The organism is Sneathiella glossodoripedis JCM 23214, assembly GCF_000616095.1.
Taxonomy (GTDB): Bacteria; Pseudomonadota; Alphaproteobacteria; order Sneathiellales; family Sneathiellaceae; genus Sneathiella; species Sneathiella glossodoripedis.
The window spans coordinates 695,472-720,757 of the sequence record NZ_BAMS01000001.1 but is presented as its reverse complement, the minus strand read 5'-3'; the positions used below and the strand labels follow the sequence as shown (position 1 = coordinate 720,757).

The window sequence follows — 25,286 nt, the reverse complement described above, 5'->3', positions numbered from 1 at the left end:
TATTAATTGGTAATTCCCTAATTAATTGTATTATTTATGCAACTGAAAATTATCCGATTTTGGCTTCGATACAATCCCAGATATTTGCTTCGAGCTTTACGTCATCATACCGATTTATTTCCTGTAACCCTGTGGGTGAAGTTACATTTATCTCAGTCAAGTAATCGCCAATTACATCAATACCGACGAAAATAAGCCCCTGTTCCTTCAAGGATGGGCCAATAATTTCACAAAGTTCTTCCTCGCGCGGTGTCAGGTCAGATTTCACCGCTTTCCCACCGACATGCATGTTGGAGCGGCTTTCACCTTCTTGAGGAACACGGTTGATTGCCCCAACAGGCTCCCCATCTACAAGGATTATACGCTTGTCCCCTTTGCGAACTTCAGGAAGATACTTTTGCACAATCATGGGTTCGCGGTAGAATTGAGTAAACAGTTCATGGACAACCGTCAGATTTTCATCTTCTGGCTTTAAATGGAAAACACCAGCTCCGCCGTTACCGTATAGTGGCTTAACAATAATATCCTTGTGTTCTTCGCGAAAGGCTTTCATTTCATTGATATCAGAAGATATCAAAGTAGGTGGCAATACACCTTCAAATTGGGTGACAAATATCTTCTCAGGCGCATTGCGAACACTCGCAGGATCATTGACCACCAGGGTCTTTGGGTGGATTTTTTCGAGTAAATGAGTTGCGGTTATATAGGACATGTCAAATGGAGGATCCTGCCGCATGAGAACAACATCCATTTGCGAAAGATCGATTACCTCTTCAGCGCCCAGCGAATGGTGATTACCCAACTCTCTGCGTACCGATAATGCTCTTGCACGGGCGGTAACTTTCCCATCCCGATAGGACAAATCACCAGGCCCGTAATGATACAGGCTATGTCTACGTGCCTGCGCTTCCAGTGCCAGCACAAAGGTGCTATCACCATTAATGTCAACACTTTCAATGGGATCCATTTGAATGGCAACTGTGAGGCTCATATTCTTATCCTGTGTTTGTGTTTCCTAACCCGCTTGCGCCAATGATTGATGTAACCAGTTTAGAGCGGACTGCAAGCTTTTAGTTGCGTCTGGGATCAGTTTTTAATATCACATGACTGATCACGCCATCGACACCGGAAATATCGCGCGCATGAAGCTTCACTCGATTAAGCTCAGCCTGATTTTGCGCAATTCCCATGAGATAAATGACACGATTAACCGTATCAACGGAATAATTGATATGTTTAATGGAAAGATCCTGAACCAGTCTGGTTTTAAGTTTTGCAGTTATCCAAGCATCCGAAGTCTTCGAAGCAGGTTTGTTTTCATCTCTGATTTTAATTTCATTGAGGACCGCTTTGACTTCAGGATTTGACCATGCGATTTCAAGGGCTTTTTGACGATCTTCCTCACGGGCCACCTCCCCCATCATCAACACCCTCGCTTCGAATACGATTGTTGAAATATCTACAAAAAGGGTCTCACTTTCCTGAAAAAGTTTATTCGCAATATCCAGCTTAATACCGGTATCTTTGAATGCATCCTCAACAGAACGCTCCTCCGCGACAACAACACCTGCTGCGGCGGCACCACCCACTGCAATCCCAACGGGGGTGCAGCCTCCCAAAGAAAAGGCGCTGATTGCACCCACAAACAAAACCAACACCCACTTCATCAAGCAAACCCTTAACCATTTTTTCAGCGACTATAGCTTCAATCCGACTGCGATAAAAGCTGACAATCTCTATTACCAAGCATTTTCAATATGTAACGGAATTTTAAAAAATCTCGTAATTACAACAACATCGAAACGAACATCGTAACTGGAAAATTGAGGGTTCTCTGTAACATATTGCGCACAGGCATTTCGAATGCGGCGCTTTTGAATATTGCCAATTGCGAGCAAGGCGGCTTCCTCGGTTTCTCGCAATTTAACCTCAACGGCAACAAGTGTTTTTCCCTTTCTCAAGAGCAGATCCACTTCCCCGACCGGTTTCTTATAGCGCAATTGCAATAATCTATACCCTTTGACTAAAAGAAAAAGGAGTGCAGCTTTCTCAGCTATCAGACCGCGCCGATAGGCTCTTTGCTTGCGAAATTTTCTTTTGTTTTTTGATGCAGATGTCAAAAATTCGCCTCACTTGACTGCTTCAGTCAAACAGATTGAACTTTATTTGCTTGCAGCCCAAAGTCATGAAATTTTAGGATACACCCAAATGACAGAATTACCAGCCTGCGCGAGGGCTTGTGACGGGGAAGTATAGATTCATGGGACGATTTTTCAGGTTTTCAGGTGGAAAGCGCTTACTGGCTATTTTCATTTCCCTACAACTTTTCACCGGTTGTGAAACGATTTCTCCGTTTCTGCAAAATCCGGAACAAAAACAGCCCGTCGCCAAAACAGAAGAAACGCAACCAACCCCAAAAGCCACCCAGCCTGCTGAAGAAACGATTTCTCAGGAAAAGCTGGCCGCCGAAAAGCTTCTGGAAAGCCAACGGCAGAAGCCAACAACCGATCAGCCCAAGTTTAACCAACCATCAGTCCAATTGAATCGGCCTCAGTTACCCGAAGACGCAGTTGCCGTTCGAATCGCCATTTTGCTCCCCCTCTCTGGCCAACATGAAAAAGTTGGAACAGATTTGTTAAACGCTGCCAAAATCGCATTGTTTGATCTGAACAACACACAATTGAGACTGCAACCTTACGATACAAAAGGAACAGTTGACGGGGCGCGTGACGCTGCAACATCTGCAATACAAGAAGGCGCTGAAATTATTCTTGGCCCTCTGTTTGCAAGTTCCGTTCGGGCTATTCAGCCTATGGCCCGGCAAAACAACATTAGCATACTCACATTTTCCACAGATGTGAGTGTCGCCGGAAACGGTGTGTATCTTTTGGGTCTGACAGTCCAGCAGCAAATTAGCCGAATTCTTGAATTTTCCTACAGACAAGGCCTCTCGAAATTCGCTGTACTCGCCCCTCAAACACCATATGGTGAGACAGCAATGAACAGCATTGAGGCCGAAAGTAGAAAATTAGGTGTATCGCTTACACAGGTAAACCGGTTTCCAACTGATTTGCCGCCAGGTTCAGAAGAGCTCCAGTCCATTGCTCGAAGCGTTGCAAATTACGAAGTCCGTCAAGCCAACCTGCAACGAGAGATTAACAAGGTCAAAGATAAAAAAGATCCTCAATCCAAAGCACTTTTTCAAAAGCTCGCAAAGCTTGACACACTCGGTGAAGTCAATTTTGAAGCTATCATTATTCCTGAAGGAGGGCAGCGCCTGCGGGAACTTGCTCCGCTACTTTCTTTCTACGATGTGGATCCGGCCAAAGTCCAATTTATTGGGACCGGGTTATGGGCGGATGTAAGCCTTACGACAGAACCTTCTTTGGTAGGGGGGTGGTTTGCAGCTCCAGCACCCGGACCAGCCAACAGTTTTCTGGCGCGATTTAACTCAATTTATGGATACACCCCTCCTCGCATCGCCAGCCTTGCTTATGACGCAATGGCATTATCGGGGCTACTTGCGCTTGATGACGTCGAACAGAAATTTTCAAAAGACCGGTTGGAGAGTCCCAAAGGCTTCTCTGGATACAATGGGATATTTCGCTTTAACAGTAGTGGGCTCGCTGAACGTGGGCTTGCTGTCATGCAGTTAGGGCAAGATAGTCTGGAATTATTGGAAGCCGCACCGACGACATTCACACCCGCTATAAATTGATTAGCCCAATAACTCTGCGAGAACCGAATTCAAAACAAATCGGCCGTTATTGCTGGCTACAATCTTATGTGCGTCCATCTCCACGAAACCAGCTTTGAGCAGCCGCTCCAGACCTTCTTTTGAAACGACCGCTTCAAAATCGATACCCGCTACCTGCTTAAGGTTCTCAAACCAGACACCCTCGCTCAGACGCATTCCCATCAGCAATGCCTCTTCTGCGCATTCCTGAGCATTGCCAACAGGTTCCATGCTCTCTGTTCCATGCCCCTCTTCAGTAACCGCTCGCAGCCAACTTTCAGGCCGCTTTAGTTGAGCAGTTGCATATCGAACCCCATCTTCGAGCAGCCGACCATGTGCGCCGGGGCCAACACCCAAATAACTCCCATACCGCCAATAGGTTAGGTTATGCCGGCATTCATATCCTGCACGGGCATGGTTTGAAATCTCGTATGCACTTAATCCTCTTTGCCCGCAAAGTGTTTGTGTCAGCAAATACATATCTTCTGCCAGCTCATCACGTGGCAGCTGAAATTCACCGCGTTTATAAGCGCCGGCAAAACCGGTATTTGGCTCAATCGTTAGCTGATAAAGCGAAAGATGATCACCAGCCAGATCCATTGCCGTCAGCAAATCAGATTCCCATTCAAGAAGCGTTTGATCAGGAAGTGCATAAATCAAATCGAAGGAAATATTGTCATAATGGCGCTTAGCGAGCTCAATCGTCTCCAAGGCTTCGCTTGCTGAATGCTCACGCCCAAGGAATTTCAGATATTTATCCTGTAATGACTGGACCCCCATGGACAGCCTGTTCACACCAGCCAGCCTATAACCGGAAAACGATTCCGCTTCGGACGATGTGGGGTTTGCCTCAAGTGAAATTTCCACATCATCAGACATTTCAAAAAGGTCGTCTACCGCATCAAGCAAAGTTCCAACGGCCTTGGGCGACATTAATGAAGGCGTACCGCCACCGAAAAATATACTGGTAACTCTCCGACTGTCTGATCGTTCTGCGTAGTAACGAAGTTCTGAGGTCAGGCCCTTAATCCACAAATCTTCATCAAGGGTCGCGCGAACATGACTGTTAAAGTCACAATAGGGGCATTTCTTTCGGCAAAACGGCCAATGAAAATAGACCCCGAAACCCGGGTCAGGCTTATTGGTCAGACTTGAAGCAGGCATCAATCAATTGCCGAAAGGCATCAGCCCGATGGCTAATAGCATGCTTATCAGTCGGGTCCATCTCTGCAAAAGTAAGAGTGCTGCCCTCTGGTATAAACACCGGGTCATACCCAAATCCCTTGTCTCCGCGAGGAGGCCAGGTGAATGAGCCCTCGACCCGGCCCTCAAAACATTCTGTATGACCATCCGGCCATGCAAGGCACAAGGCGCAAATGAACGCGGATCGTTTGTTTGCGTTGGGGCCAAGCTCCTGCAGTTTCTCGTTCACTGCGGCCATTGCAATTGAAAAATCTTTGGTCGGGCCAGCCCAACGAGCTGAATAAATCCCGGGGTCTCCGTTCAGAGCTTCAACTGCAAAACCTGAATCATCGCTAAGCGCAACCTCACCGGATTTTGTGGCTGCGGCCAACGCCTTGATTTTCGCATTTGCGATGAAACTATCACCATCCTCCACAGGTTCAGGAAGGCCCAATTCGCCTGCGGATACCGGCTCCACGCCAAAGTCATCCAGCAATTCACCAATTTCACGCACTTTTCCTTGATTGTGACTGGCAACGATTAGCCGACTTCCTGAAAACTGCCGATGCATTTTAAAGCCCCAATGCTTCACGCTGCAATGCGCAGAGCTCTTTCACCCCGGCTTTCGCCAATGTGAACAAAGAGGTGAACTGCGCTTCTGTGAATGGATCTTCTTCAGCCGTGCCCTGTATTTCAATGATTCTGCCATCGGATGAAAGAACAAAATTGGCATCCGCCTGGGCATTACTGTCTTCAGGATAATCCAGATCCAACACTGGCACACCGTTATAGATACCACAGGAGACTGCCGCCACTTGGTGCTGCATCGGCACTTCCAGAATTTTTCCCTGCTCTACCAGATTATTGAAAGCTTGATACAAGGCGACATAGGCCCCGGTAATCGAAGCGGTTCTTGTACCTCCATCTGCCTGAATTACATCGCAGTCGACAGTGATCTGACGCTCTCCAAACCCTTCCATATCAACGACTGCGCGTAAAGAACGGCCGATCAAACGCTGAATTTCAACTGTACGGCCCTGTTGTTTCCCTCTTGCGGCTTCACGGCCCATTCTAGACCCTGTAGAACGTGGCAGCATGCCGTATTCTGCGGTCACCCATCCCTTACCTGTATTGCGTAGGAATGGCGGCACTCTATCCTCAACACTTGCTGTACACAGAACATGCGTATCACCAGCCTTAATAAAACAGGAGCCTTCCGCATTTTTGGCATAGCCAGGTTCCATGACGATCTTGCGAAGGTCTTCTGGTTTTCTACCCGATGGCCGCATAACTTCACCTCAAGAGTTTGTATTGTTTAAAACTTTGACTACCTTGTAGCTCTTGCGCCCAATTGACGCAAGGCTCTGCCTTTACTACATTTCAAAAGCTTATACCGTTTTTGTCGCGGGCTTAATGTGATGGAAGACAGATCTCTATGCATATTCAGGAATTAAACGAACGTAGCCGTGAAATTTTCCGGAACATTGTCGAGACTTTCATTGAGACCGGGGAACCCGTCGGCTCCAGAACTTTATCAAAACTCGATAAAATTGGCCTTTCACCCGCGTCAATTCGCAACATCATGGCTGATTTGACCGATGCGGGTTTGCTTTATTCACCTCACGTGTCAGCAGGAAGACTTCCAACTCAGGCCGGCCTGCAACTATTTGTTGATGGCCTTTTGGAGGTTGGAAACCTCACTGAAGACGAGAGGGCAGATATAAAAATGCGATGCGCGGTGGAAGGTAAAAACTTCGAAGAAGTACTTACCGAAGCTTCAAGTATGCTCTCGGGTCTTTCCAATTGCGCAAGTCTGGTAATGGCCCCGAAATCAGACAGCGCCATAAAACAGATTGAGTTTATACGCCTCAGCCTAAACAAAGGCTTGGTAATTCTGGTGACCGAAGACGGGCTTGTTGAAAACAGGACAATAGAAATCCCCTCTGGTTTGTCTGCAAGCGCCCTGCAGGAAGCCAGTAACTATTTGACCAGTCGGCTTAGCGGAAAAACATTACAGCAGGCCAAAAAAGCGATTGCCGATGAAATCGAATCTCATCAGGCTCAGCTAGATGAGCTGACAGCTAATCTGGTTGAATCTGGCATAGCCAGTTGGGGAGGCAAAGAAACACTGATAGTGCGCGGGCACTCCAATCTATTGCAGGATATTCAGGCCCTTGAAGATTTAGAACAGATAAAACAGTTATTTGACACCCTTGAAGCTGGCAAGGAAGGTATTAAATTACTTGAATTGGCTGAGGGAGGAGACGGAGTTCGAATTTTTATTGGTTCTGAAAACAATCTTTTCTCGCTTTCTGGAACATCAATGATTATTTCTCCCTATCAGAATAGCCGCAAACAGGTTGTCGGAGTGGTGGGCGTAATTGGTCCGACGCGCTTGAATTATGCCCGTATTATTCCGATGGTCGACTATACGGCAAAGGTAATTGGCAGATTGCTGGATTGAGTAACGCCGAGTTAGGAAATGGAAAAGATGAGTAACACAAACCCAAATTCTCAGGAAACACCTGAAAACGAACAGGGTGTAGAGCAAGGTAGTGAAAATTTGGAAACTGTAAGCCAAGAAGAATTGGACGCTGCAACAGCAGACGCCATCGCTGAAGCTCAAGAGACACAGGCACCGCAAGAAGACGTTCTGTCTGTTGAAGAGCAACAAGCAGCCGAAATTGCAGATTTGAAAGAGAAGCTATTGCGTGCGATGGCTGAAACAGAAAATATGCGGCGGCGTTCTCAAAAAGATAAAGAAGATGCCTTGAACTATGGCGTCACAAAATTTGCACGAGATATGCTTACTATTTCCGATAACCTTCGGCGCGCAATTGATGCCGTCTCTGAAGAGGATCGGGAAAATGAAACGGTAAAAACTTTACTCACCGGCGTTGAAATGACCGAAAGTGAGCTGTTAAGTACCTTTAGCAAACATAAAATCCAGCTAATTGAAGCTGAGGGTAAAAAATTCGACCCAAACCTGCATCAGGCCATGTTTGAAATCGAAAATCCGGACGTAGAGCCAGGAACAGTTTTGCAGGTTGTACAGCCCGGATATGTTATCGCTGACAGATTACTTCGCCCCGCGTTGGTTGGCGTATCCAAAGGCGGCCAGAAAAAAGAAGAGGCTCATGTAGATCAAAAAGTTTAAGTGACTTCAAGTCTTCATGAAAAGCCGCTGCAATCGCAGCGGCTTTTTTTTATTAGCGTTGGCGAATGCCATCGATGGTGTAGATAATTAGCCCGATCCAAATCAGCGCAAATGCGACAAATTGCAAATGTGAAAATGCTTCGTTGAAAATAAAGATGGCGAGCACAACATGCATTGTCGGCGCTATATATTGCATAACTCCCACTGTAGACAACCTTAGTCGCTGCGCACCGTAAGAAAACAATATGAGCGGAACGCCTGTCACCACACCTGTTCCAACAAGAAGCAGAAAATCCGGCATGGAATAAAAGCCACCGGCAACCTGTCCATCCTGCAGCCCTGTAGTCATCACCAAAAACACAAGATAGGCCAGACAAAATGGCGTCAGGATCGCAGTTTCAACCATCAAACCTACGGTAGATTCCGTCTGCGCCTTCTTGCGAAACAAGCCATAAAAACCAAAGGAAAATCCAAGAACCAGGGAAACCCAGGGAAGATGCCCCATAATGTATGTCATTAACGCAACCGCACAGATCGCCAAAAATATCGCCGTTGTTTGCCAACGGTTGAGCTTTTCTTGAAAGAAAAGCATGCCAAGGCCAACATTCACCAAGGGGTTTATATAATATCCTAGCCCAGCCTCCAAAACGCGGTCATTTGCAATTGCCCAGACAAAAGTTGTCCAGTTCAGCGCAATAAAGGATGTCGACCCAAGAAAAAGCAAAAATGTTTTGCGATCTGATATCGCTGCTTTTAGGTGCCCAAACCTTTTCGTAATGACCACCAGTAAAAATACCAGAACCAGTGACCACACAATTCTGTTCGCCAGAACTTCAAATACAGGAATATGGCCGATCGCCTTAAAATAGAGTGGAAAAACACCCCATAAACCAAAAGCGCCAAGGGCTGCCAAAAGGCCTTTCTTCTGCTCCAGATCAGGAGAATTAGCCAAATCAGCCGCTGGCTCGGTTTGTTGATTTTCGCTCATAAAATGCCTTAATCAAAAGAAGACAATTAAAATAATATTTCTCCCTACCAGAGGTTCACACAAGCGTAAAGAAATTCCACAACGGCGCATGATGAACAGTTTTTCCCGTGTAACTTATCAAAAAACACAAATTCTGTTGGCGTGGAGACTTGCACTGTTTTGGCATCACACCTATATAGACGTCTGACAGTAAGTTTAACTCCTAGGGGGTTTTTACGGTGCAAGGAATGGCTGTAAAAATCTGCCAATATAGAAGAGGATAATATGGCAAAAGTAATTGGTATTGATTTGGGTACCACAAACTCCTGTATCGCGGTTATGGATGGTAAAGATCCTCGCGTAATTGAAAACTCTGAAGGTGCCCGCACTACACCATCAATGGTCGCATTCACAGACGATGGTAAACTCGTTGGACAGGCCGCCAAACGCCAGGCTGTTACAAACCCATCCGATACACTCTTTGCAATCAAACGTCTGATCGGACGGCGCTTCGACGACAAGACAACCCAAAAAGACAAAGATATGGTTCCCTACAACATTGTCAAAGCTGACAATGGAGACGCGTGGGTCGAAGCCAAAGGTGAGAAATACTCCCCAAGCCAGATCTCTGCATTCATTCTGCAAAAGATGAAAGAAACTGCAGAAGACTATCTTGGCGAAAATGTAACTCAGGCTGTAATTACAGTTCCGGCATACTTCAACGATGCCCAGAGGCAGGCAACAAAGGATGCAGGTAAAATTGCGGGTCTTGAAGTGTTGCGTATCATCAACGAACCAACAGCGGCCGCACTTGCCTATGGCATGGACAAGAAAGACCAGAAAATCGCGGTCTTTGACCTTGGCGGTGGTACATTTGACGTCTCAATTCTGGAAATCGGTGATGGCGTCTTTGAAGTCCACTCTACAAATGGTGATACATTCCTCGGTGGTGAAGACTTTGACCTGAAGCTGGTTGATTATCTGGCAGATGAGTTCAAAAAAGAAAATGGCATTGATCTGCGCGGTGACAAACTGGCCCTGCAACGCCTTAAAGAAGCTGCTGAAAAAGCCAAGATTGAGCTTTCATCATCTCAGGCAACAGATGTTAATCTGCCGTTTATCACTGCCGATGCATCTGGTCCAAAACATTTGCAGGTAAAACTGACACGCTCACAGTTTGAAAATCTTGTAAGCGATCTTATCCAGCGGACTTTGCCACCTTGTGAGAAAGCTCTTAAAGATGCTGGCTTGAAAAAAGGTGAAATCGACGAGGTTATTCTGGTCGGTGGAATGAGCCGTATGCCTAAGGTTCAGGAAGTTGTAAAAGAGTTCTTTGGCCGCGATCCACATAAAGGCGTGAACCCTGATGAAGTTGTTGCCATGGGCGCAGCTATTCAGGCTGGTGTTCTGCAGGGTGATGTTAAAGACGTTCTTCTGCTTGACGTAACACCATTGTCACTTGGTATTGAAACACTGGGTGGTGTGTTTACACGTCTGATCGACCGGAACACGACAATTCCGACAAAGAAAAGCCAGACATTCTCTACCGCCGAAGACAACCAGTCCGCTGTGACTATTCGGGTTTTCCAGGGTGAGCGGGAAATGGCAGCTGACAACAAATTGCTGGGTAACTTTGATCTATCCGAGATCCCACCAGCCCCTCGCGGTGTTCCTCAGATTGAAGTAACCTTCGATATTGATGCCAACGGTATCGTGAATGTGTCAGCGAAAGACAAAGGTACTGGTAAAGAGCAGAAAATTCAGATCCAGGCTTCAAGTGGTCTAAGTGATGATGACATTGAACGCATGGTGAAAGATGCGGAAGAGCATGCTGCTGAAGACAAAGCGCGTAAAGAACGCGTTGAAGTCCAGAACCAGGCGGATAGTCTCGTCCACACAACTGAAAAAACTCTCTCTGAAATGGGCGACAAAGTCGGTGATGATGTCAAAGGTCCTGTCCAGACTGCATTGGATGAGTTGAAAGAAGTCAAAGACTCTGACAATGTTGAGGATATCAAAGCCAAAATGGAAGCCTTGCAACAGGCATCAATGAAACTGGGTGAAGCGGTTTACGCTCAGTCTCAGGCTGAAGGTGCTGATGATGCAGCAGATGCAAGCAGCTCCAACAGTTCTGACGATGATGATGTCGTTGACGCTGACTTCGAAGAAGTCGACGACGACAAGAAAGACAAATAAGGCCGAGTAACCTTTATTAAAGGTTACACCCGTACTTTTAAAGATCCGCTCCGGCCTGAATACCAGACCGGAGCGGCATTTGGTTGAGTAGGACCTTATGGAAAAACGCGATTATTACGAAATTCTAGGGGCTTCTCGAGATGCGACGCAAGCACCCTAAAGAAAGCCTATCGCAAGATGGCTATGAAATATCACCCGGATCGCAATCCCGGTGACGCTGAAGCCGAGGCCCGCTTCAAGGAACTCAACGAGGCTTACGAGGTCCTGAGTGACGAACAAAAACGCGCAGCATACGACCAGTACGGCCACGCCGCCTTTGAAAATGGTGGCATGGGTCATGGCGGTATGGGCGGCATGGGTGCTGGTGGATTTTCTGATATTTTTGAAGACCTGTTCGGTGACTTCATGGGTGGGCGCCGTGGCGGCGGAAGCTCACAAAACCGGGGATCAGATCTTCGATATAATATGGAAATCACCCTCGAAGAAGCCTACCACGGTAAAGAAACCGAAATCAAAATTCCAACCTCTGTCGAGTGCGACAGTTGTGAGGGAACTGGTGCAGCTGAAGGCTCTGCCCCTGTGAATTGTGGCACCTGTCACGGTCACGGCAAGGTCCGCGCCCAACAAGGCTTCTTTACCATTGAACGAACATGCCCGACTTGTCACGGGCAAGGCCGTGTCATCGAAAAGCCATGCACTAAATGTCGCGGGCAAGGCCGGGTAAACAAGGAAAAAACGCTCTCCATCAATATCCCGGCTGGTGTAGATGACGGTAATCGAATTCGTCTCTCCGGTGAAGGAGAAATGGGTTTACGTGGTGGCTCCGGGCGATTTGTATATTTTCCTGACAGTCGCGGATCACCGTATATTTCAACGGGACGGACAGAACCTGCATTGCCGGGTTCCAATTCCGATCACAACCGCTGCATTGGGCGGCGATATTGAAGTTCCCACGCTGGATGGCGCAAGAGCGAAAGTATCCATCACAGCTGGCACTCAGTCAGGGCGGAAGTTCCGATTACGTGGCAAAGGCATGCCTATCATGAACTCATCCGAAAATGGCGATATGTATATCCACACCATTGTGGAAACACCGGTCAATCTGACGAAGCGCCAAAAAGAACTGCTACGTGAGTTCGAAGAAGAAGGCAAAGGCGCCCATAACCCGGAAAGCGAAGGCTTTTTCTCTCGAGTAAAAGACTTCCTCGCAGACCTGAAAGATTGATATGAACCCCTCGCCAGAGGGGTTTTTTCATGCTACACCACCTCCGCTATCCCAATTTTAAGCAGGAACAGGATAATGAGTGACTTGAAAATCGGTATCGTCGGATGTGGTGGTCGCATGGGCAGAATGCTGGTCAAACAGGTTACCCAGACCGCAGGCTGTCACGTTGCAGGTGGTACCGAACCGGCGGTCTCACCTTTCCTTGGCAAAGATATCGGGACACTTGCGGGGGTTGAAGCTCTGAATGTCACCGTTGCCGACAGTGCGGAAAAGCTCTTTCAGACTTGTGATGCCATAATAGATTTCACGACACCGGCAGCTACAGTTGAACACGCCTCCCTCGCCGCTAAATTCGGTAAAATTCATGTCATCGGCACCACTGGTATCAGCAATGAAGATCAGCAGATAATTGCCCAAAACGGAAGTCGTGCAACAATCGTACAAGGTGCAAATATGAGCCTTGGCGTTAATTTGCTCGCACAACTGACTAAAAAAGTTGCCGCCATTCTAGACGATGAATTTGATATCGAAATTGTAGAAATGCATCATCGGCACAAGGTCGATGCCCCCTCTGGTACAGCCTTGCAACTTGGCAAGGCCGCGGCTGAAGGCCGCGGAGTTGACCACGATACCGTCGCGGACCGGGGACGCGATGGCATTACAGGTCCGCGCAAAGCCGGAGACATTGGATATGCAGTTCTACGCGGTGGCAATGTTGTGGGAGACCATACTGTTATGTTTGCTGCCGAGGACGAAATTATCGAAATTACACATAAAGCTGGCGATCGCTCAATTTTTGCAAGAGGAGCAGTCAAAGCTGCATTATGGGCATCAGACAAACCCGCAGGCTATTACAGCATGATGGATGTATTGGGTCTGGACGATTAGGCGAACACTGGGTTTTGACTGCGCCTTAAAGCCGCGCTGAGGTTATTAAATACCTCTTCTTTTTCATCTGGCACAAGAAATTCACCGATTTCGTGTTGCGTTCCTCTGCAACTCACTAAAATACGCTTGTTCTTAAAATCAACTTTGCTCCAGTAGGTGTCCATTGCCCACCGCTTTTCCTGGCCACCTACAGCAATTTTCTTGATGACGAGCTTTCCATTTGTGATTTCGATGATTTCGCAGCAACGCCCTGATCGAAAATTCCACTTAAAAGCCCAGTAGATGAGCAGAACATCAAGACCAAAAAACCCAAACACCGGCCACGCTCCCATACTGGCAAACACGGCGCCAATGATAAAACTCACCCCTGCAATGAAGCTCATCAAAATCAAAAACGCTCTTGGCGAGAGACTTCTATGAGGTCGCAGCAAAAGGGAATAATCAACGCCTGAGATTTTTGGAGTTAAAGGATCCTGTGTCATATTGGACTTTCCGATATTAAAATCATCATTGCACGTCTTGGCAGGCTATGCCAATAACATGGTCATGAAAAAAGCAGATATCGAAGAATTTTTTCGAAGAATGAGCGAAGCCAATCCAGAACCGAAAGGTGAACTGGATTACGTGAACCCATTTACATTACTTGTTGCAGTCGTATTGTCTGCTCAGGCAACCGATGTGGGGGTTAACAAGGCCACCGGCCCTCTGTTTGCGATCGCTGACACGCCCGAAAAAATGCTTGCGCTTGGTGAAGATACGGTTCGCGATTACATCAAATCCATTGGCCTTTACAAAACAAAAGCAAAAAACGTAATTAAACTATGTGAAGCGTTAATTCGGGATCACAATGGCGAAGTTCCTCAAACAAGAGAAGAGCTGGAAAAACTCGCTGGTGTTGGCAGGAAAACAGCAAATGTAGTCCTAAACATTGCCTTTGGGCAGCCCACAATTGCTGTAGATACCCATTTGTTCCGGCTTGGAAACAGAACTGGAATTGCGCCCGGCAAAACACCGCTTGAAGTGGAAAAAAAGCTCGAGAAGAAAATTCCCAAACAATATCTAAGACACTCACATCATTGGATGATTTTACACGGTCGCTATATCTGCAAGGCCCGCAAACCAGATTGCCCAAATTGCCTGGTTGAAGATCTTTGCAAATTCAAGGGTAAAACCACAGTCAGTTAAATGCCAATTAGCTGAGGGCTTTAACCCGATCAAAGCCGACACGCTGCAATTGGCTTTTAAAGCAGTCTTTAGGCTGTTTCACTTTATTGGCTGAAACCCGGTCATTCATCGCGACATGTGTTACGACAGGCTCTTCATCGCCAGTCGCATAAAACACAATATGCAAAGCACATTCTGTTGTCAGATATTGCCAGATCTGTGCTGGCTCTTCTTTGCGAAGCAGCACTGGCTTACCAAATACTGCCTGTATTTCCTCTGGTGTCTTGCCATTTAAAACGCTCGTCGGCGGGACCTCAAACTCTGGTTCAGGTTCAATATTAGAGATCTCTACCGGATCGCGCTTGCTGTCATCTTCACTGACATTGCTTGCTTCTGTCTGCTCTGGTGCTTCCTCAACTTTCGAAATTTCTTTTGATAGCTTGGAAGTTCCTGCTTGTTCACTTGTGCGGGCATTTTCACGCTCCACCGGCGTGCCGCAGGCGGCAAGCAAAGTCACAGATATTCCAACCAAAACTGACCTTGGCAGGATTTTCATTGCGTTTTAACCAAAGCACTGCCTGCTGCAGATTTAGCTCGAGCCTTATATAAATGCACCATAGTTGCCGTCGCAATAATCGGAACGATCAAATTCAAAATCGGGATCGTCATGAAAAATGCTATTGCTACGCCGGTTAGAAAAATTTCCATATTTCCAATTTTTCTGAGCTTGCTTACAACCCGCATTTCATGATGCCGAACTGCGACTTGCTGAAAGAATTCTCGGCTCAGCAGGTACCCGTTCAACAAATAGTATATGAAAATATTAATGACCGGGATCAGGTAAAGAGGCAAAACCAACAGGTTCAATAAAATGATAACGCCGAAAAACTTCACAGCATCATACACACTTGACCAAAGCGGAATGTCCCTTGAGGGAGTGTCCTGAGGGTAATGCTTCGCCTCCACCGCATCGGCAATATCATCCAGCAAGACGCCGATAACAGCACTCATCGCCAGCGGAAAAAGTAACAACGCAATAACAAAGGCACCAATCCCGCTTAAAACCTCGATCACGCTATTCACCCATTCCCAATCAGTGGGCGGAATCAATCCAGTAAGCTGGAAAATAACGATGAAGGCTATGATCTGAGCGACCACAGCCGCAATCAACGACTTGATGATCACCGATCTAAAGGCCGGATCCGAAAGTTGAGCGATGGACTTACTGATCGCAGATAACACGACAATCCCCCAATGAGCAGTTTGCAATTCTTTCAGATGTAAGTGTTTATAGCGTGAAGTTCAAACGCTTTCTAGGGTTGTCCTAGGATCAATGGGCGTCATCGCAGAATACTCATGCAATGCTTCAAATTGTGCCGCTGCCTGCAGAACCAAATCTTCACGATGTGCAGGGCCAACGATTTGCAGCCCTACGGGCAATCCAGATTTGGTAAATCCGCAAGGAACCGAGATAGCGGGGCAAGTCGTATTTGTAATCAGATAGGTTTGCGCAAGCCAGGCTATATAATTGTCAAACTTGACGCCGTTCACTTCTTTTAGCGATCGAATTTCATGATCAAAGGGGGGCACCATAACAGTTGGCGTTACCAATAGATCATAGGTTTCAAAAAATGCAGCGCTTCGATGGAAAAGCTGCCCTTGTTCACGCAAAGCCCAACCAATGTCATTAGCGGTTAGTTTGAAACCCTCGGATATATTCCAGATAACATCCTCTTTTAGCAGGTCTTTATGTGTCTCCAGTTTGGGGCCATGAGCCGCAGCGAATTGAGCCGCGCGAAGTATCTGAAAGATATCGTGACCACCTGAGAAATCGATACAATCTTCCTCTACGGAGGCAGAAAATTCGCGCAAACCGCTCACCGCTTTTCCGCAAATTTCAGCAACTTCTGCGTCAATGGGGCATTGACCCAGATCCGGACTGTACGCAATCCGATTAAATTGAACCGGTTGTTGCACCTTATCCAGATAAGAATAGCTAGGCGCCGGCAGACTGATTGGATCCCAGGGGTCCTGCCCAACCATCATATCAAGCATTAAAGCAACATCAGCCACGGTACGCCCCATTGGGCCTTCTACTGAGTTCAGACCAAATGGTAACGCTGAAGGTCCATGAGCTACGCGCCCCGGTGAGGGGCGCAGCCCTACGACACCCGCAAAGCTGGCCGGGATACGCAAGCTCCCGCCAAGATCACTGCCTTGTGCAAGCCAGACCTGCCCTGCTGCCAATGCTGCAGCTGAGCCACCGGACGAACCACCGGGAGTCTTTCGTGTATTCCAAGGATTTGTCGTTGTGCCAAAAACCTCATTGAAAGTCTGCGCCCCGGCGCCGAATTCTGGCGTATTGGCTTTCGCAATTACAACAGCCCCATTTTTCTCAAGGCGTTTCACCATTACATCAGAATGCTGAGCGATCTGGTCTTTGAAGATCGGGGATCCATTGGTGTGCAAGACCCCTTCAACCGCCGTCAGGTCCTTGATCGCAATTGGTAGTCCAAATAAGGATTTTTGCCCGTTTTGTGGCTTTTCATTCAGTATTTTTTGAGCATGTTTTCGCGCACGGTCCAGACACAAAACAGGTAATGCATTCACAGCATCATTCGTCTGTTCGATCCGCTGTTCTGCGGCATCAATAAGCTCCAACGGCGAAATTTCGCGAGATTTCAATTTTTCAACTGCTTCAAGTGCAGTCATTTTTATAAGTTCGTTCATTTATTAAATTTGGCAAAAACAAAACCTCTTGTACAGCGTTACCTTGTAAAGGGCGCCCAAAAGCGTATACTCCGCCCGCACATCGCTCAGGAGACATTATGAACAGTACACGATTTGATACCACTTGTATTGGCAACGCCATTGTTGACGTTTTCAGCAAAATTGAAGATGAATTTCTTGAGACTGAAAATCTTGTCAAAAATTCAATGAACCTGATCGATGAAAATCGTGCCATTGATCTTTATGCAAAAATGGGAAGCGCAATAGAGGTTTCTGGTGGTTCCGCGGGAAACACTGCTGCGGGTGTCGCCTCACTTGGCGGCAAAAGCAACTATATCGGCAAGGTTCGCAATGATCAGTTGGGCGACATATTTGCACATGATATCCAAGCAGCTGGCGTTAATTTCGAAACTCAGAAAAGCACTGCCGGCCCTGCAACCGCTCGCAGCTTCATTCTGATCACTCCTGATGCCCATCGCACCATGAATACTTATCTTGGAGCCTGCGTGGAACTGGGCCCTGATGACATTGATGAAGAAGCAATCTCTCAGTCAGCAGTAACCTACATGGAAGGGTATCTGTGGGACCCTGAAGGCGGTAAAGCCGCATTTCGTAAAGCCGCAAAAATAGCTCATGAAGCCAAACAGCGCGTCTCACTCACCCTTTCTGACAGCTTTTGCGTGGATCGCTTTAGAGACGAGTTCGCAGATTTCATTGTGGACGGTGTCGATATCCTGTTTGCCAATGAGGATGAGCTAAAATCACTGTATCAAACCGACAACTTTTCCAGCGCCATAAGCGCTATCAGAGACAAAGTTGAAATAGCCTGTATCACACGCGGTGAAAAAGGGTCTGTTATCTTGACACAGGATTCAGAAGTTGAAATTGCTGCTGACCTGTCGGTTGATGTTATTGATACAACGGGAGCAGGCGATCTATATGCCGCCGGGTTCCTGTATGGATTTACAAATGGCTTAAGTCTGGCACAAAGCGGCGCTATCGCTTCTCTTGCTGCGGGAGAGGTCATCAGCCATGTCGGCGCCCGTCCAGCTACAAGTCTGAAAACGCTGGTGAGTGACAAGCTCAACTTAAAGTGAACTTCTGCCTTTTTCTTGACAGTAACACGATTTGCAAACACCCTGATTGCAAAATCGGGAGCATAAATGGCAACTGCACAGGATCATGGTGACGGTAAAGCCACCACATTAAAAACTCTTTTCAAGGCAGAACGACTTCGCCTTTTGAGTGGCCTGATCCTGATGGTGTTTTTAACGACCCATCTGCTCAATCACACTTTGGGGCTTATTTCTCTAGAAGTACTGGACAGAGGGCGTGATGTGTTTGTCGCCCTTTGGCGAAATCCGCTGGGATCTCTGCTTCTGATTGGCGCATTGATAATACATCTTGCTTTGACCTCCATGAGGTTGCTCACACATAGATCTTTTCGGCGTATTCCCGCCAAAGAAGTCCTGCAGATCATTCTAGGGCTGGCAATTCCTCCGCTCATGATCGGTCATATTGTTGGGACGCGAGTTGCGCACGAGATTTTTGGGATAAATGATGACTATTCCTACGTAATATATTCAATTTGGATCGCTCAACCGGTTCAATCCCTGCTGCAATCTGTAGGCCTGTTGGTTGCGTGGGCGCATGGGTGCCTGGGCGTTCACTTCTGGCTCCGCCTAAAGCTTGGTATGAAAAGGCTATGCCGTATTTGTATACAGCAGCGATCATATTGCCGATACTGGCACTCTGTGGATTTTTGATGGCAGCGCAAGCCATTGAGGTCCTATCAAGTGAAGCAAGCTGGCGAGAGCAGCTCTTCGCCGGCTTGAACCTGTCTGAGGAGGATATTCTCTGGGCCTATCAGGTACGGGATACCGGATTGCAGGCAATGATCTTCATTCTGCTTATACTGTTGATGAGCAGGCTATTCTGGTTCCTGCATTTCAGAAAAGAACGGTTGATCACACTCACCTATCCCGGAGGCAAGAAAGTAGCTGCACCCCCTGGTACAACCATACTCGACATTAGCAAACTGGGTAACATTCCCCATGCATCTGTCTGTGGAGGACGGGGTCGATGCTCGACCTGCAGGGTCCGTATTACATCGGGGGGAGATCAGATTGCGCCGCCCTCCGATCACGAACTTACAGTTCTGAAACGGGTTGGCGCCAGCGAAGGAACAAGGCTGGCTTGTCAGGTTCCTGCCATGTCAGATATGACGGTGACCCCTCTTCTCGCGGATAAATCTCCATCCCATCGCAGCTCCTTCGCACGGCCAGCTTATTTGCAAGGCCGCGAAAAGGATATCGGCATATTATTTGCCGACCTCAGATCCTTTACGAAATTTTCTGAATCCAAACTTCCCTATGATGTGGTCTTCGTAATCAACCAGTATTTCCGGCATATGGGTGAGGCAATCGAGAAAAGTGGAGGCCATCTTGATAAATTTATCGGGGATGGCGTTATGGCTTTGTTTGGTCTGGAGGATTCCTCGGATCAGGCTGCACAAAAAGCCCTTTCAGCCGCAAAAGAAATGGCAATTGCACTTGAACAGATGAACCAGAGTCTAAAATCGGATCTGGGTGAGCCCCTGCGTATTGGTATTGGACTTCATATGGGGCAAACAATCATTGGTGAAATGGGTTATGGCAAAGCAACGTCAATAACGGCTATTGGTGATGCGGTGAATACCGCCAGCCGGCTTGAAGCATGAACAAAGAATATTCAAGCCAACTCATTTTCTCGGATCGGATCGCGCGAGAAGCCGGTTTCAAGGGAAACACTGAAAGGCAGGAAGTGATTATCCGCGGGCGTAACCGGCCATTGCAAGTTCATATTGTAAAGGATGCAACAACGCTTGATATCTAGGATTGCATCCCCCGCGCCATACTGCCTTCCTTAATTTTTTGGCCGCCCATGATATGTGCGTGAAAATGAGGGACAATCTGGCCAGCATTTTCACCATTATTTGTCACCATCCGATAGCCGGATTCATGAACGCCAAGATCACGGGCAATTTGCCCAACCTTTGCGAAAAAGTTGCCAATCTCTGCTGCGCTTGCGTTCGCCGCAAAGTCATCCATATCCACATATTCACCTTTTGGTATTACCAAAACATGGACGGGTGTTTTCGGTGCAATATCATGAAAAGCGAGAATATTTTCATCTTCATATACCGTTTTATTTGGTATTTCGCCTCGGAGGATTTTTGCAAAAATATTTTCGGTATCATATGCCATCTGTCTACCCCTTCTCTTTTCTGGAGGCTTTTTCATCAAGGCCTGAAAGGCCCTCTCTCTTTGCCAATTCTGCGTACACCATGTCCGGAGTGATGTCCGCATTCGCCCATAATACGCACATATGGTACAACAGATCAGCGCTTTCGCTTACAATTTCAGCCTTATTCTCCAAAGCTGCCGCAAGCGAAAGCTCTACGCCTTCTTCACCGACCTTCTGAGCGATTTTCTTTGTGCCCTTGGCATAAAGCCTCGCGGTATAGGAGTTTTCAGAAGTCTCCGTTTTTCTAGCCAAAACAGTCTCATAGAGACGATCCAGCATTTCAGCCTGACTACTCATTCCGCCTCCGTTATAATCTTACAGGAATGCCTGCATCCCGCATTGCTTCTTTGGCCTCAGTGATAGTGTATTCTCCAAAATGGAAAATGGAAGCCGCCAACACAGCTGTTGCATGGCCGTCTCTTATTCCTTCTGCCAGATGCTCTAGAGTTCCAACACCTCCCGAGGCGATCACCGGAATTTTAACAGCATCCGCAATCGCTCTGGTAAGCTCAAGATTAAATCCTGAACGCGTCCCATCCCTGTCCATGGAGGTCAGCAAAATTTCTCCCGCACCGTAATCGGCCATCTTCCGGGCCCATTCCACAGCATCAATTCCGGTAGGGTTTCGTCCCCCATGAGTGAAAATTTCGAACCTGTTTTCACCAGTCTGCTTCGCGTCTATTGCAACCACAATACACTGATTTCCAAATTTCTGCGCAGCTTCTCGAACAAATTCGGGATTTGTAACCGCCGCAGTGTTAATGGAAACCTTGTCAGCGCCAGCAAGAAGAAGTTTTCGAACATCATCAACAGTTCTGACACCTCCGCCAACGGTTAGTGGATGAAACATTGTTCCGCGGTTCTTCGGACCACATCATAAATGGTGTCCCGATTATCAGAGCTTGCGGTTATGTCCAGAAAACAAAGTTCATCAGCGCCCTGTTCGTCATAAACCCGCGCCTGTTCGACCGGATCACCAGCATCAATAAGGTCAACAAAATTAACCCCTTTGACAACTCTGCCATCCTTAACATCCAGACAGGGTATCACTCTCGCTTTAAGCATTGGCCTGTTCCACCAGTTCTAAGGCTGCGGCAGGATCAATGCGCCCATCATAAAGCGCCCGACCAATAATAACGCCTTCAATACCACTATCCCTGACAGCCAGAAGGTTTTCAATATCCTTGATTGACGCAACACCACCTGATGCGATCACAGGAATAGAAATTGCACTTGCAAGTGACTGAGTTGCCTCAACATTTACCCCTTGCAGCGCGCCGTCTCGATCAATATCGGTATATATGATTGCATCCACGCCTGCGTCTTCAAACTTGCGGGCCAAATCAAGGGCTGAAGTCTCGCTTGTCTCAGCCCAGCCTTCGATCGCAACCATTCCATCCCTTGCATCAATTCCAACGGCAATATGACCCGGAAAATTACGGCAAGCCGTCTTGACCAATTCCGGATCTTTTAAGGCAATGGTGCCCAGGATGACTCGATCAATTCCTTTCGACAACCACATTTCAATTGTCTCCAGATCACGAATACCACCACCCAGTTGCGCTGGAACATCGGTCGCTGCCAGAATACGCTCAACAGCTTCGGCATTTACCGGTTTGCCTTCAAATGCACCGTTCAGGTCCACCAGATGTATCTTCTTGAAACCGGCATCGCGAAACGCTTTGGCTTGTGCGCCCGGATCATTGTTAAACACCGTTGCAGCATCCATTTCGCCGCGTAACAGTCGGACGCAATTGCCATCCTTGAGATCGATTGCGGGATACAGGTTCATAATTTGACGACCTCCTCAAGGTCTTTGGTATAGTAGAAACCGCTTACAAAGCGCTCTCCGTTCCACGCATATTTCTTCTTTACACCCCAGCGGACAAATCCGCTATTCTCGATTAGGGAAATGGCTGCTTTCTGGGTCTCTCTCACATCCACCTCCAGAGCTTTAAAACCCTGTTTACGGGCAGACTGAACAAGTACCTCCAGCATACCAATTGCCAGCCCATGTCCACGGGCATAAGGGGCAATAAAAAAGGTTGAAATATTGGCGATATGCGCCCCGGCTTCATTATTGGCAAATGGTTTTATCAGCTGGGCTGACCCCACGATGCGCCCTTCGAAACGGGCACAGTAAAGTTCTCGCATTGGCATTGTAACAACGCCTCGCCAAAACGATTTTTGCTTGCTCCGCTCAGGCGGCTTGAGCCAACCAAAACCGTTTCCATCAAGCACTGCTTCATCCACAGCAATACAAAGATCTTCAAGATCACGATCACTGATGTCGTCCATAAGCTCAATCACAGGCTGTAATATGGGTTTGTTACTGTCATCCATAATTTCTGGCCTCATGGTTTCCAGTTCAGGAAGTTCGAAATCAGTTTCAATCCAGCGCTTTGACTTTTTTCTGGGTGAAACTGGGTACCGATCATATTGTCCCGCCCGATTATGGCAGTAACAGTTCCACCATAATTCACTGTCGCCAACACATGAGAGGGATCTTCTGTTACAACATGATAGCTATGTACAAAATAGATGTGATCCCCGTCAGCAAGTCCTTCCAGCAAGACGTGATCGGAAGTCATTTCAAGTTCATTCCAACCCATATGCGGAATTTTCAGCGTCGGATCGCTCAACTCAAGCGGTGATACAGAGCCTCCGATCCAGCCAAGCCCGTCGGTTTCTCCGTATTCAAGGCTGCGACTGGCCATCAGTTGCATTCCGACGCAAATTCCAAAAAAAGGAACGCCTCTGCCAAGAACTGCCTCCGTTAGCGCTTCGGTCATTCCAGAAACGGACTGCAGGCCATCTTTGCAATCCTTAAAGGCTCCTACACCGGGCAGTACAATACGATCCGCCTTTGCAGCTACATCAGGATCACTTGTTACAACAACCTCTTCGCTTAAACCAGTTTCCTGAACGCAGCGCTCGAACGCCTTGGCTGCAGAGCGCAAGTTCCCGGAACCGTAATCGATAATTGCAATCATTTTAAAATTCCTGAGCAGGTCCATTTTGCGAACCCGCTCAATTCCTAAACTTCATTCGTTGGGGAATATGAGAATTCAGGCGAGCTTGTTCACCCGCCCAAAACACCTTTTGTTGAAGGAACTGCATCACTTCTGCGCGGATCAATTTCCACCGCATCGCGAAGTGAGCGTGCCAGTGCCTTAAAGCAGCTTTCAATAATATGATGATTGTTCTCACCATATAGATTTTCTATATGCAAAGTGATCCCAGCGGACCCTGCGAAAGCCTGAAACCATTCCTTGAAAAGCTCGGTATCCATCTCACCCAGTTTATCCCGAGTGAAATTGACTTTCCAAATGAGATAGGGACGATTGGAGATATCCAGTGATACCCGGGTCAGCGTTTCATCCATTGGAATATGAGCAGAAGCGTAACGGCGAATACCCTTCAAATCACCAAGTGCCTTGGAAAAGGCTTGTCCGATCGCAATTCCGGTATCTTCCGTGGTGTGATGAAAATCAATGTGAAGGTCACCCTTGGCGCGGACTTTCAGATCAATAAGACTATGACGGGAGAGCTGTTCAAGCATATGGTCCAAAAAGCCAATACCTGTCTCGACATCATAATTGCCTGTACCATCAAGATCCAACCAGACCTCGATATCCGTTTCTTTCGTTGTCCGCGTAACACGACCTTCACGCATGTGCATTCCTTTCACGGAGCGACTTTAGTTAATTCCACAGCGTGGATATAGCAGGAGTCGTCGCCAAAACCAAGAAAAGACGCATAAATACTCTGCTTGCAGGAATGACAGGGATTACTTTTCGGTAAAATCAGGCGACAGGTGGCGTTGAAGGTTCGCTTGCTTTTTCATTTTCTTTCTGAAGCTGCTTTAACTCCTGTTCTGCGCAGTTCATTGCAAAACCCAACCTATCGGACAGTTCAACATGTCCGTCTTCACATGCATCTACCTGCAGATACGCCAAAATATCGAAAATAGCCTTGAGGTTATTTACTTTTTCAACTTTACGTGTGTTCTGATCATGAGTCTGTTGCATTGAAATCTCCAAGCAGGTCCCTCGTTTTTGTTACTGGTTTGCAGACGCTCATGATCAAATTATGTGAACTGGAAACCTTTCTTGCTGCCTGTTTTAGGTGACCAGCTCTTGACCCCGGTCAGAAAATGGTTACATCGTCTGTCTAAGATCAACCACAAAGCTGAAAGCTGAACTACATGTCTGAACAACAAAAAAGTTGGCACGGCACAACAATTCTGTCCATTCGCAAAGGCGACAAAGTCGTTATTGCCGGTGATGGTCAGGTTTCATTGGGCCAAACTGTTATCAAAGGCAATGCCAAAAAGGTTCGCCGAATTGGCGCTGGAGGTAATGTAATAGTAGGCTTCGCTGGCGCAACAGCCGATGCGTTCACCCTGTTTGAGCGATTGGAAAGCAAGCTTGAGCAGCATCCCGGAAACCTGACACGTGCCTGTGTTGAACTTGCAAAAGACTGGCGAACCGATAAATACCTGCGGCGCCTGGAAGCAATGATGGCTGTCGTAGACAAAGATGTTTCACTGATCCTGACCGGAAATGGCGATGTGCTGGAGCCCGAAGATGGAATTATCGCTATCGGATCGGGCGGGAACTATGCATCTCCGCTGCGAGAGCCCTTATCGATGTTGATGGCTTGGATGCCGAGCAGGTTGCCCGCAAGTCAATGGCAATTGCCGCTGAAATCTGTGTATACACAAATGAAAATCTGACCGTAGAGAGTATTTGAT

General features: G+C 47.3%; 28 protein-coding genes and 3 pseudogenes. 12 read left to right on the top strand and 19 right to left on the bottom strand.

What is annotated here, in order from left to right; translation table 11 throughout:
- Positions 1-49: 49 nt before the first annotated feature.
- The 3 genes from gshB to JCM23214_RS03600 all read right to left on the bottom strand — a co-directional run bounded on the left by gshB (position 50) and on the right by JCM23214_RS03600 (position 2,120).
- A complete protein-coding gene (gshB, locus tag JCM23214_RS03610) occupies positions 50-991 on the bottom strand; it encodes a glutathione synthase (RefSeq protein ID WP_025897605.1) in 942 nt (313 codons plus the stop codon).
- A gap of 79 nt (positions 992-1,070) precedes the next feature.
- Positions 1,071-1,667 (bottom strand): BON domain-containing protein, encoded by a 597-nt coding sequence (locus JCM23214_RS03605; protein ID WP_025897603.1) that lies wholly within the window; start codon positions 1,665-1,667, stop codon positions 1,071-1,073.
- Between the two features lie 72 nt (positions 1,668-1,739).
- Complete coding sequence (locus JCM23214_RS03600; protein WP_025897602.1) at positions 1,740-2,120, bottom strand: YraN family protein; 381 nt, start codon at positions 2,118-2,120, stop codon at positions 1,740-1,742.
- A gap of 140 nt (positions 2,121-2,260) precedes the next feature.
- Here JCM23214_RS03600 and JCM23214_RS03595 point away from each other — a divergent pair, with 140 nt between their 5' ends.
- Positions 2,261-3,718: a penicillin-binding protein activator gene (locus JCM23214_RS03595; RefSeq protein ID WP_025897601.1), complete on the top strand. Its 1,458-nt coding sequence runs from the start codon at positions 2,261-2,263 to the stop codon at positions 3,716-3,718.
- Here JCM23214_RS03595 and hemW read toward each other — a convergent pair whose 3' ends face one another.
- From hemW to rph, 3 genes are read right to left on the bottom strand one after another with little or no spacing between them, the layout of a single operon-like run.
- A complete protein-coding gene (gene hemW / locus JCM23214_RS03590; RefSeq protein ID WP_051548008.1) occupies positions 3,719-4,900 on the bottom strand; it encodes a radical SAM family heme chaperone HemW in 1,182 nt (393 codons plus the stop codon). It abuts the gene before it with no gap.
- On the bottom strand, positions 4,875-5,489 hold the full coding sequence (gene rdgB / locus JCM23214_RS03585; RefSeq protein ID WP_025897598.1) for an RdgB/HAM1 family non-canonical purine NTP pyrophosphatase: 615 nt from the start codon (positions 5,487-5,489) through the stop codon (positions 4,875-4,877). Before rdgB ends, hemW begins: the two co-directional genes overlap by 26 nt.
- A 1-nt stretch (position 5,490) precedes the next feature.
- A complete protein-coding gene (gene rph, locus JCM23214_RS03580) occupies positions 5,491-6,207 on the bottom strand; it encodes a ribonuclease PH (protein WP_025897597.1) in 717 nt (238 codons plus the stop codon).
- 146 nt (positions 6,208-6,353) lie between these two features.
- Between rph and hrcA the strand changes: the two genes are divergently transcribed.
- Positions 6,354-7,382, top strand: a complete 1,029-nt coding sequence (gene hrcA, locus JCM23214_RS03575) for a heat-inducible transcriptional repressor HrcA (RefSeq protein ID WP_025897596.1) — start codon at positions 6,354-6,356, stop codon at positions 7,380-7,382.
- 27 nt (positions 7,383-7,409) lie between these two features.
- Complete coding sequence (grpE, locus tag JCM23214_RS03570; RefSeq protein WP_084264650.1) at positions 7,410-8,075, top strand: nucleotide exchange factor GrpE; 666 nt, start codon at positions 7,410-7,412, stop codon at positions 8,073-8,075.
- A 52-nt stretch (positions 8,076-8,127) separates the two neighbouring features.
- Here the strand turns inward: grpE and rarD are convergent, their stop codons facing one another.
- Positions 8,128-9,063 (bottom strand): EamA family transporter RarD, encoded by a 936-nt coding sequence (gene rarD / locus JCM23214_RS03565; protein ID WP_025897592.1) that lies wholly within the window; start codon positions 9,061-9,063, stop codon positions 8,128-8,130.
- A 264-nt stretch (positions 9,064-9,327) separates the two neighbouring features.
- Between rarD and dnaK the strand changes: the two genes are divergently transcribed.
- The 3 genes and pseudogenes from dnaK to dapB all read left to right on the top strand — a co-directional run bounded on the left by dnaK (position 9,328) and on the right by dapB (position 13,351).
- Positions 9,328-11,238: a molecular chaperone DnaK gene (dnaK, locus tag JCM23214_RS03560; protein ID WP_025897590.1), complete on the top strand. Its 1,911-nt coding sequence runs from the start codon at positions 9,328-9,330 to the stop codon at positions 11,236-11,238.
- 97 nt (positions 11,239-11,335) lie between these two features.
- Positions 11,336-12,463, top strand: a pseudogene (dnaJ, locus tag JCM23214_RS18915) (molecular chaperone DnaJ).
- Positions 12,464-12,547: 84 nt separating this feature from the next.
- Positions 12,548-13,351, top strand: a complete 804-nt coding sequence (gene dapB, locus JCM23214_RS03550; protein ID WP_025897588.1) for a 4-hydroxy-tetrahydrodipicolinate reductase — start codon at positions 12,548-12,550, stop codon at positions 13,349-13,351.
- Here the strand turns inward: dapB and JCM23214_RS03545 are convergent.
- Entirely contained in the window at positions 13,348-13,833 is a 486-nt protein-coding gene (locus JCM23214_RS03545) for a DUF2244 domain-containing protein (protein ID WP_025897587.1), read from the bottom strand. The genes dapB and JCM23214_RS03545 overlap by 4 nt on opposite strands.
- Positions 13,834-13,891: 58 nt before the next feature.
- On the opposite strand from JCM23214_RS03545, the gene nth reads away from it, so the two are divergent.
- Positions 13,892-14,536 (top strand): endonuclease III, encoded by a 645-nt coding sequence (gene nth / locus JCM23214_RS03540; RefSeq protein WP_500801827.1) that lies wholly within the window; start codon positions 13,892-13,894, stop codon positions 14,534-14,536.
- Positions 14,537-14,543: 7 nt separating this feature from the next.
- Here the strand turns inward: nth and JCM23214_RS03535 are convergent, their stop codons facing one another.
- Genes JCM23214_RS03535 through JCM23214_RS03525 form a run of 3 tightly spaced genes read right to left on the bottom strand, consistent with a single transcriptional unit; the run spans position 14,544 to position 17,227 of the window.
- Positions 14,544-15,071, bottom strand: coding sequence for a hypothetical protein (locus tag JCM23214_RS03535; RefSeq protein WP_025897585.1), 528 nt, complete (start codon positions 15,069-15,071; stop codon positions 14,544-14,546).
- Positions 15,068-15,757, bottom strand: coding sequence for an EI24 domain-containing protein (locus JCM23214_RS03530; RefSeq protein WP_025897584.1), 690 nt, complete (start codon positions 15,755-15,757; stop codon positions 15,068-15,070). The genes JCM23214_RS03535 and JCM23214_RS03530 overlap by 4 nt, the downstream gene beginning before the upstream one ends.
- Before the next feature lie 60 nt (positions 15,758-15,817).
- Positions 15,818-17,227: an amidase gene (locus JCM23214_RS03525; protein WP_199899268.1), complete on the bottom strand. Its 1,410-nt coding sequence runs from the start codon at positions 17,225-17,227 to the stop codon at positions 15,818-15,820.
- Between the two features lie 116 nt (positions 17,228-17,343).
- On the opposite strand from JCM23214_RS03525, the gene JCM23214_RS03520 reads away from it, so the two are divergent.
- The 4 genes from JCM23214_RS03520 (at position 17,344) to JCM23214_RS23410 (ending at position 20,119) form a co-directional block, all read left to right on the top strand.
- Complete coding sequence (locus tag JCM23214_RS03520) at positions 17,344-18,342, top strand: adenosine kinase (RefSeq protein ID WP_025897581.1); 999 nt, start codon at positions 17,344-17,346, stop codon at positions 18,340-18,342.
- A gap of 66 nt (positions 18,343-18,408) precedes the next feature.
- Positions 18,409-19,011 carry a hypothetical protein gene (locus JCM23214_RS22030; protein ID WP_051548007.1) on the top strand — a complete coding sequence of 201 codons (603 nt, stop codon included), beginning with the start codon at positions 18,409-18,411 and terminating at the stop codon, positions 19,009-19,011.
- Positions 18,951-19,964 carry an adenylate/guanylate cyclase domain-containing protein gene (locus JCM23214_RS22025; protein WP_084264533.1) on the top strand — a complete coding sequence of 338 codons (1,014 nt, stop codon included), beginning with the start codon at positions 18,951-18,953 and terminating at the stop codon, positions 19,962-19,964. The genes JCM23214_RS22030 and JCM23214_RS22025 overlap by 61 nt, the downstream gene beginning before the upstream one ends.
- Positions 19,961-20,119 (top strand): hypothetical protein, encoded by a 159-nt coding sequence (locus JCM23214_RS23410; RefSeq protein WP_159104293.1) that lies wholly within the window; start codon positions 19,961-19,963, stop codon positions 20,117-20,119. Before JCM23214_RS22025 ends, JCM23214_RS23410 begins: the two co-directional genes overlap by 4 nt.
- Here JCM23214_RS23410 and JCM23214_RS03510 read toward each other — a convergent pair.
- From JCM23214_RS03510 to JCM23214_RS03475, 8 genes and pseudogenes are all read right to left on the bottom strand, one after another.
- The gene (locus JCM23214_RS03510; RefSeq protein WP_025897579.1) at positions 20,116-20,490 is read right to left on the bottom strand and encodes a histidine triad nucleotide-binding protein; all 375 of its coding nucleotides are present in this window, start codon (positions 20,488-20,490) and stop codon (positions 20,116-20,118) included. The genes JCM23214_RS23410 and JCM23214_RS03510 overlap by 4 nt on opposite strands.
- A 4-nt stretch (positions 20,491-20,494) precedes the next feature.
- Positions 20,495-20,827 (bottom strand): phosphoribosyl-ATP diphosphatase, encoded by a 333-nt coding sequence (locus tag JCM23214_RS03505; protein WP_025897578.1) that lies wholly within the window; start codon positions 20,825-20,827, stop codon positions 20,495-20,497.
- A 10-nt stretch (positions 20,828-20,837) separates the two neighbouring features.
- Positions 20,838-21,595 (bottom strand): annotated as a pseudogene (gene hisF / locus JCM23214_RS18905) (imidazole glycerol phosphate synthase subunit HisF).
- A complete protein-coding gene (hisA, locus tag JCM23214_RS03495; protein WP_025897577.1) occupies positions 21,588-22,322 on the bottom strand; it encodes a 1-(5-phosphoribosyl)-5-[(5-phosphoribosylamino)methylideneamino]imidazole-4-carboxamide isomerase in 735 nt (244 codons plus the stop codon). Before hisA ends, hisF begins: the two are co-directional and overlap by 8 nt.
- On the bottom strand, positions 22,319-22,888 hold the full coding sequence (locus JCM23214_RS03490) for a GNAT family N-acetyltransferase (RefSeq protein ID WP_037492569.1): 570 nt from the start codon (positions 22,886-22,888) through the stop codon (positions 22,319-22,321). The genes hisA and JCM23214_RS03490 overlap by 4 nt, the downstream gene beginning before the upstream one ends.
- Entirely contained in the window at positions 22,885-23,523 is a 639-nt protein-coding gene (gene hisH / locus JCM23214_RS03485) for an imidazole glycerol phosphate synthase subunit HisH (protein ID WP_025897574.1), read from the bottom strand. Before hisH ends, JCM23214_RS03490 begins: the two co-directional genes overlap by 4 nt.
- An 89-nt stretch (positions 23,524-23,612) precedes the next feature.
- On the bottom strand, positions 23,613-24,206 hold the full coding sequence (gene hisB, locus JCM23214_RS03480; RefSeq protein WP_025897572.1) for an imidazoleglycerol-phosphate dehydratase HisB: 594 nt from the start codon (positions 24,204-24,206) through the stop codon (positions 23,613-23,615).
- Between the two features lie 130 nt (positions 24,207-24,336).
- Positions 24,337-24,561 (bottom strand): hypothetical protein, encoded by a 225-nt coding sequence (locus JCM23214_RS03475; RefSeq protein ID WP_025897570.1) that lies wholly within the window; start codon positions 24,559-24,561, stop codon positions 24,337-24,339.
- 176 nt (positions 24,562-24,737) lie between these two features.
- Between JCM23214_RS03475 and hslV the strand changes: the two are divergent.
- Positions 24,738-25,285: pseudogene (gene hslV, locus JCM23214_RS18900) on the top strand (ATP-dependent protease subunit HslV).
- Position 25,286: the final 1 nt, after the last annotated feature.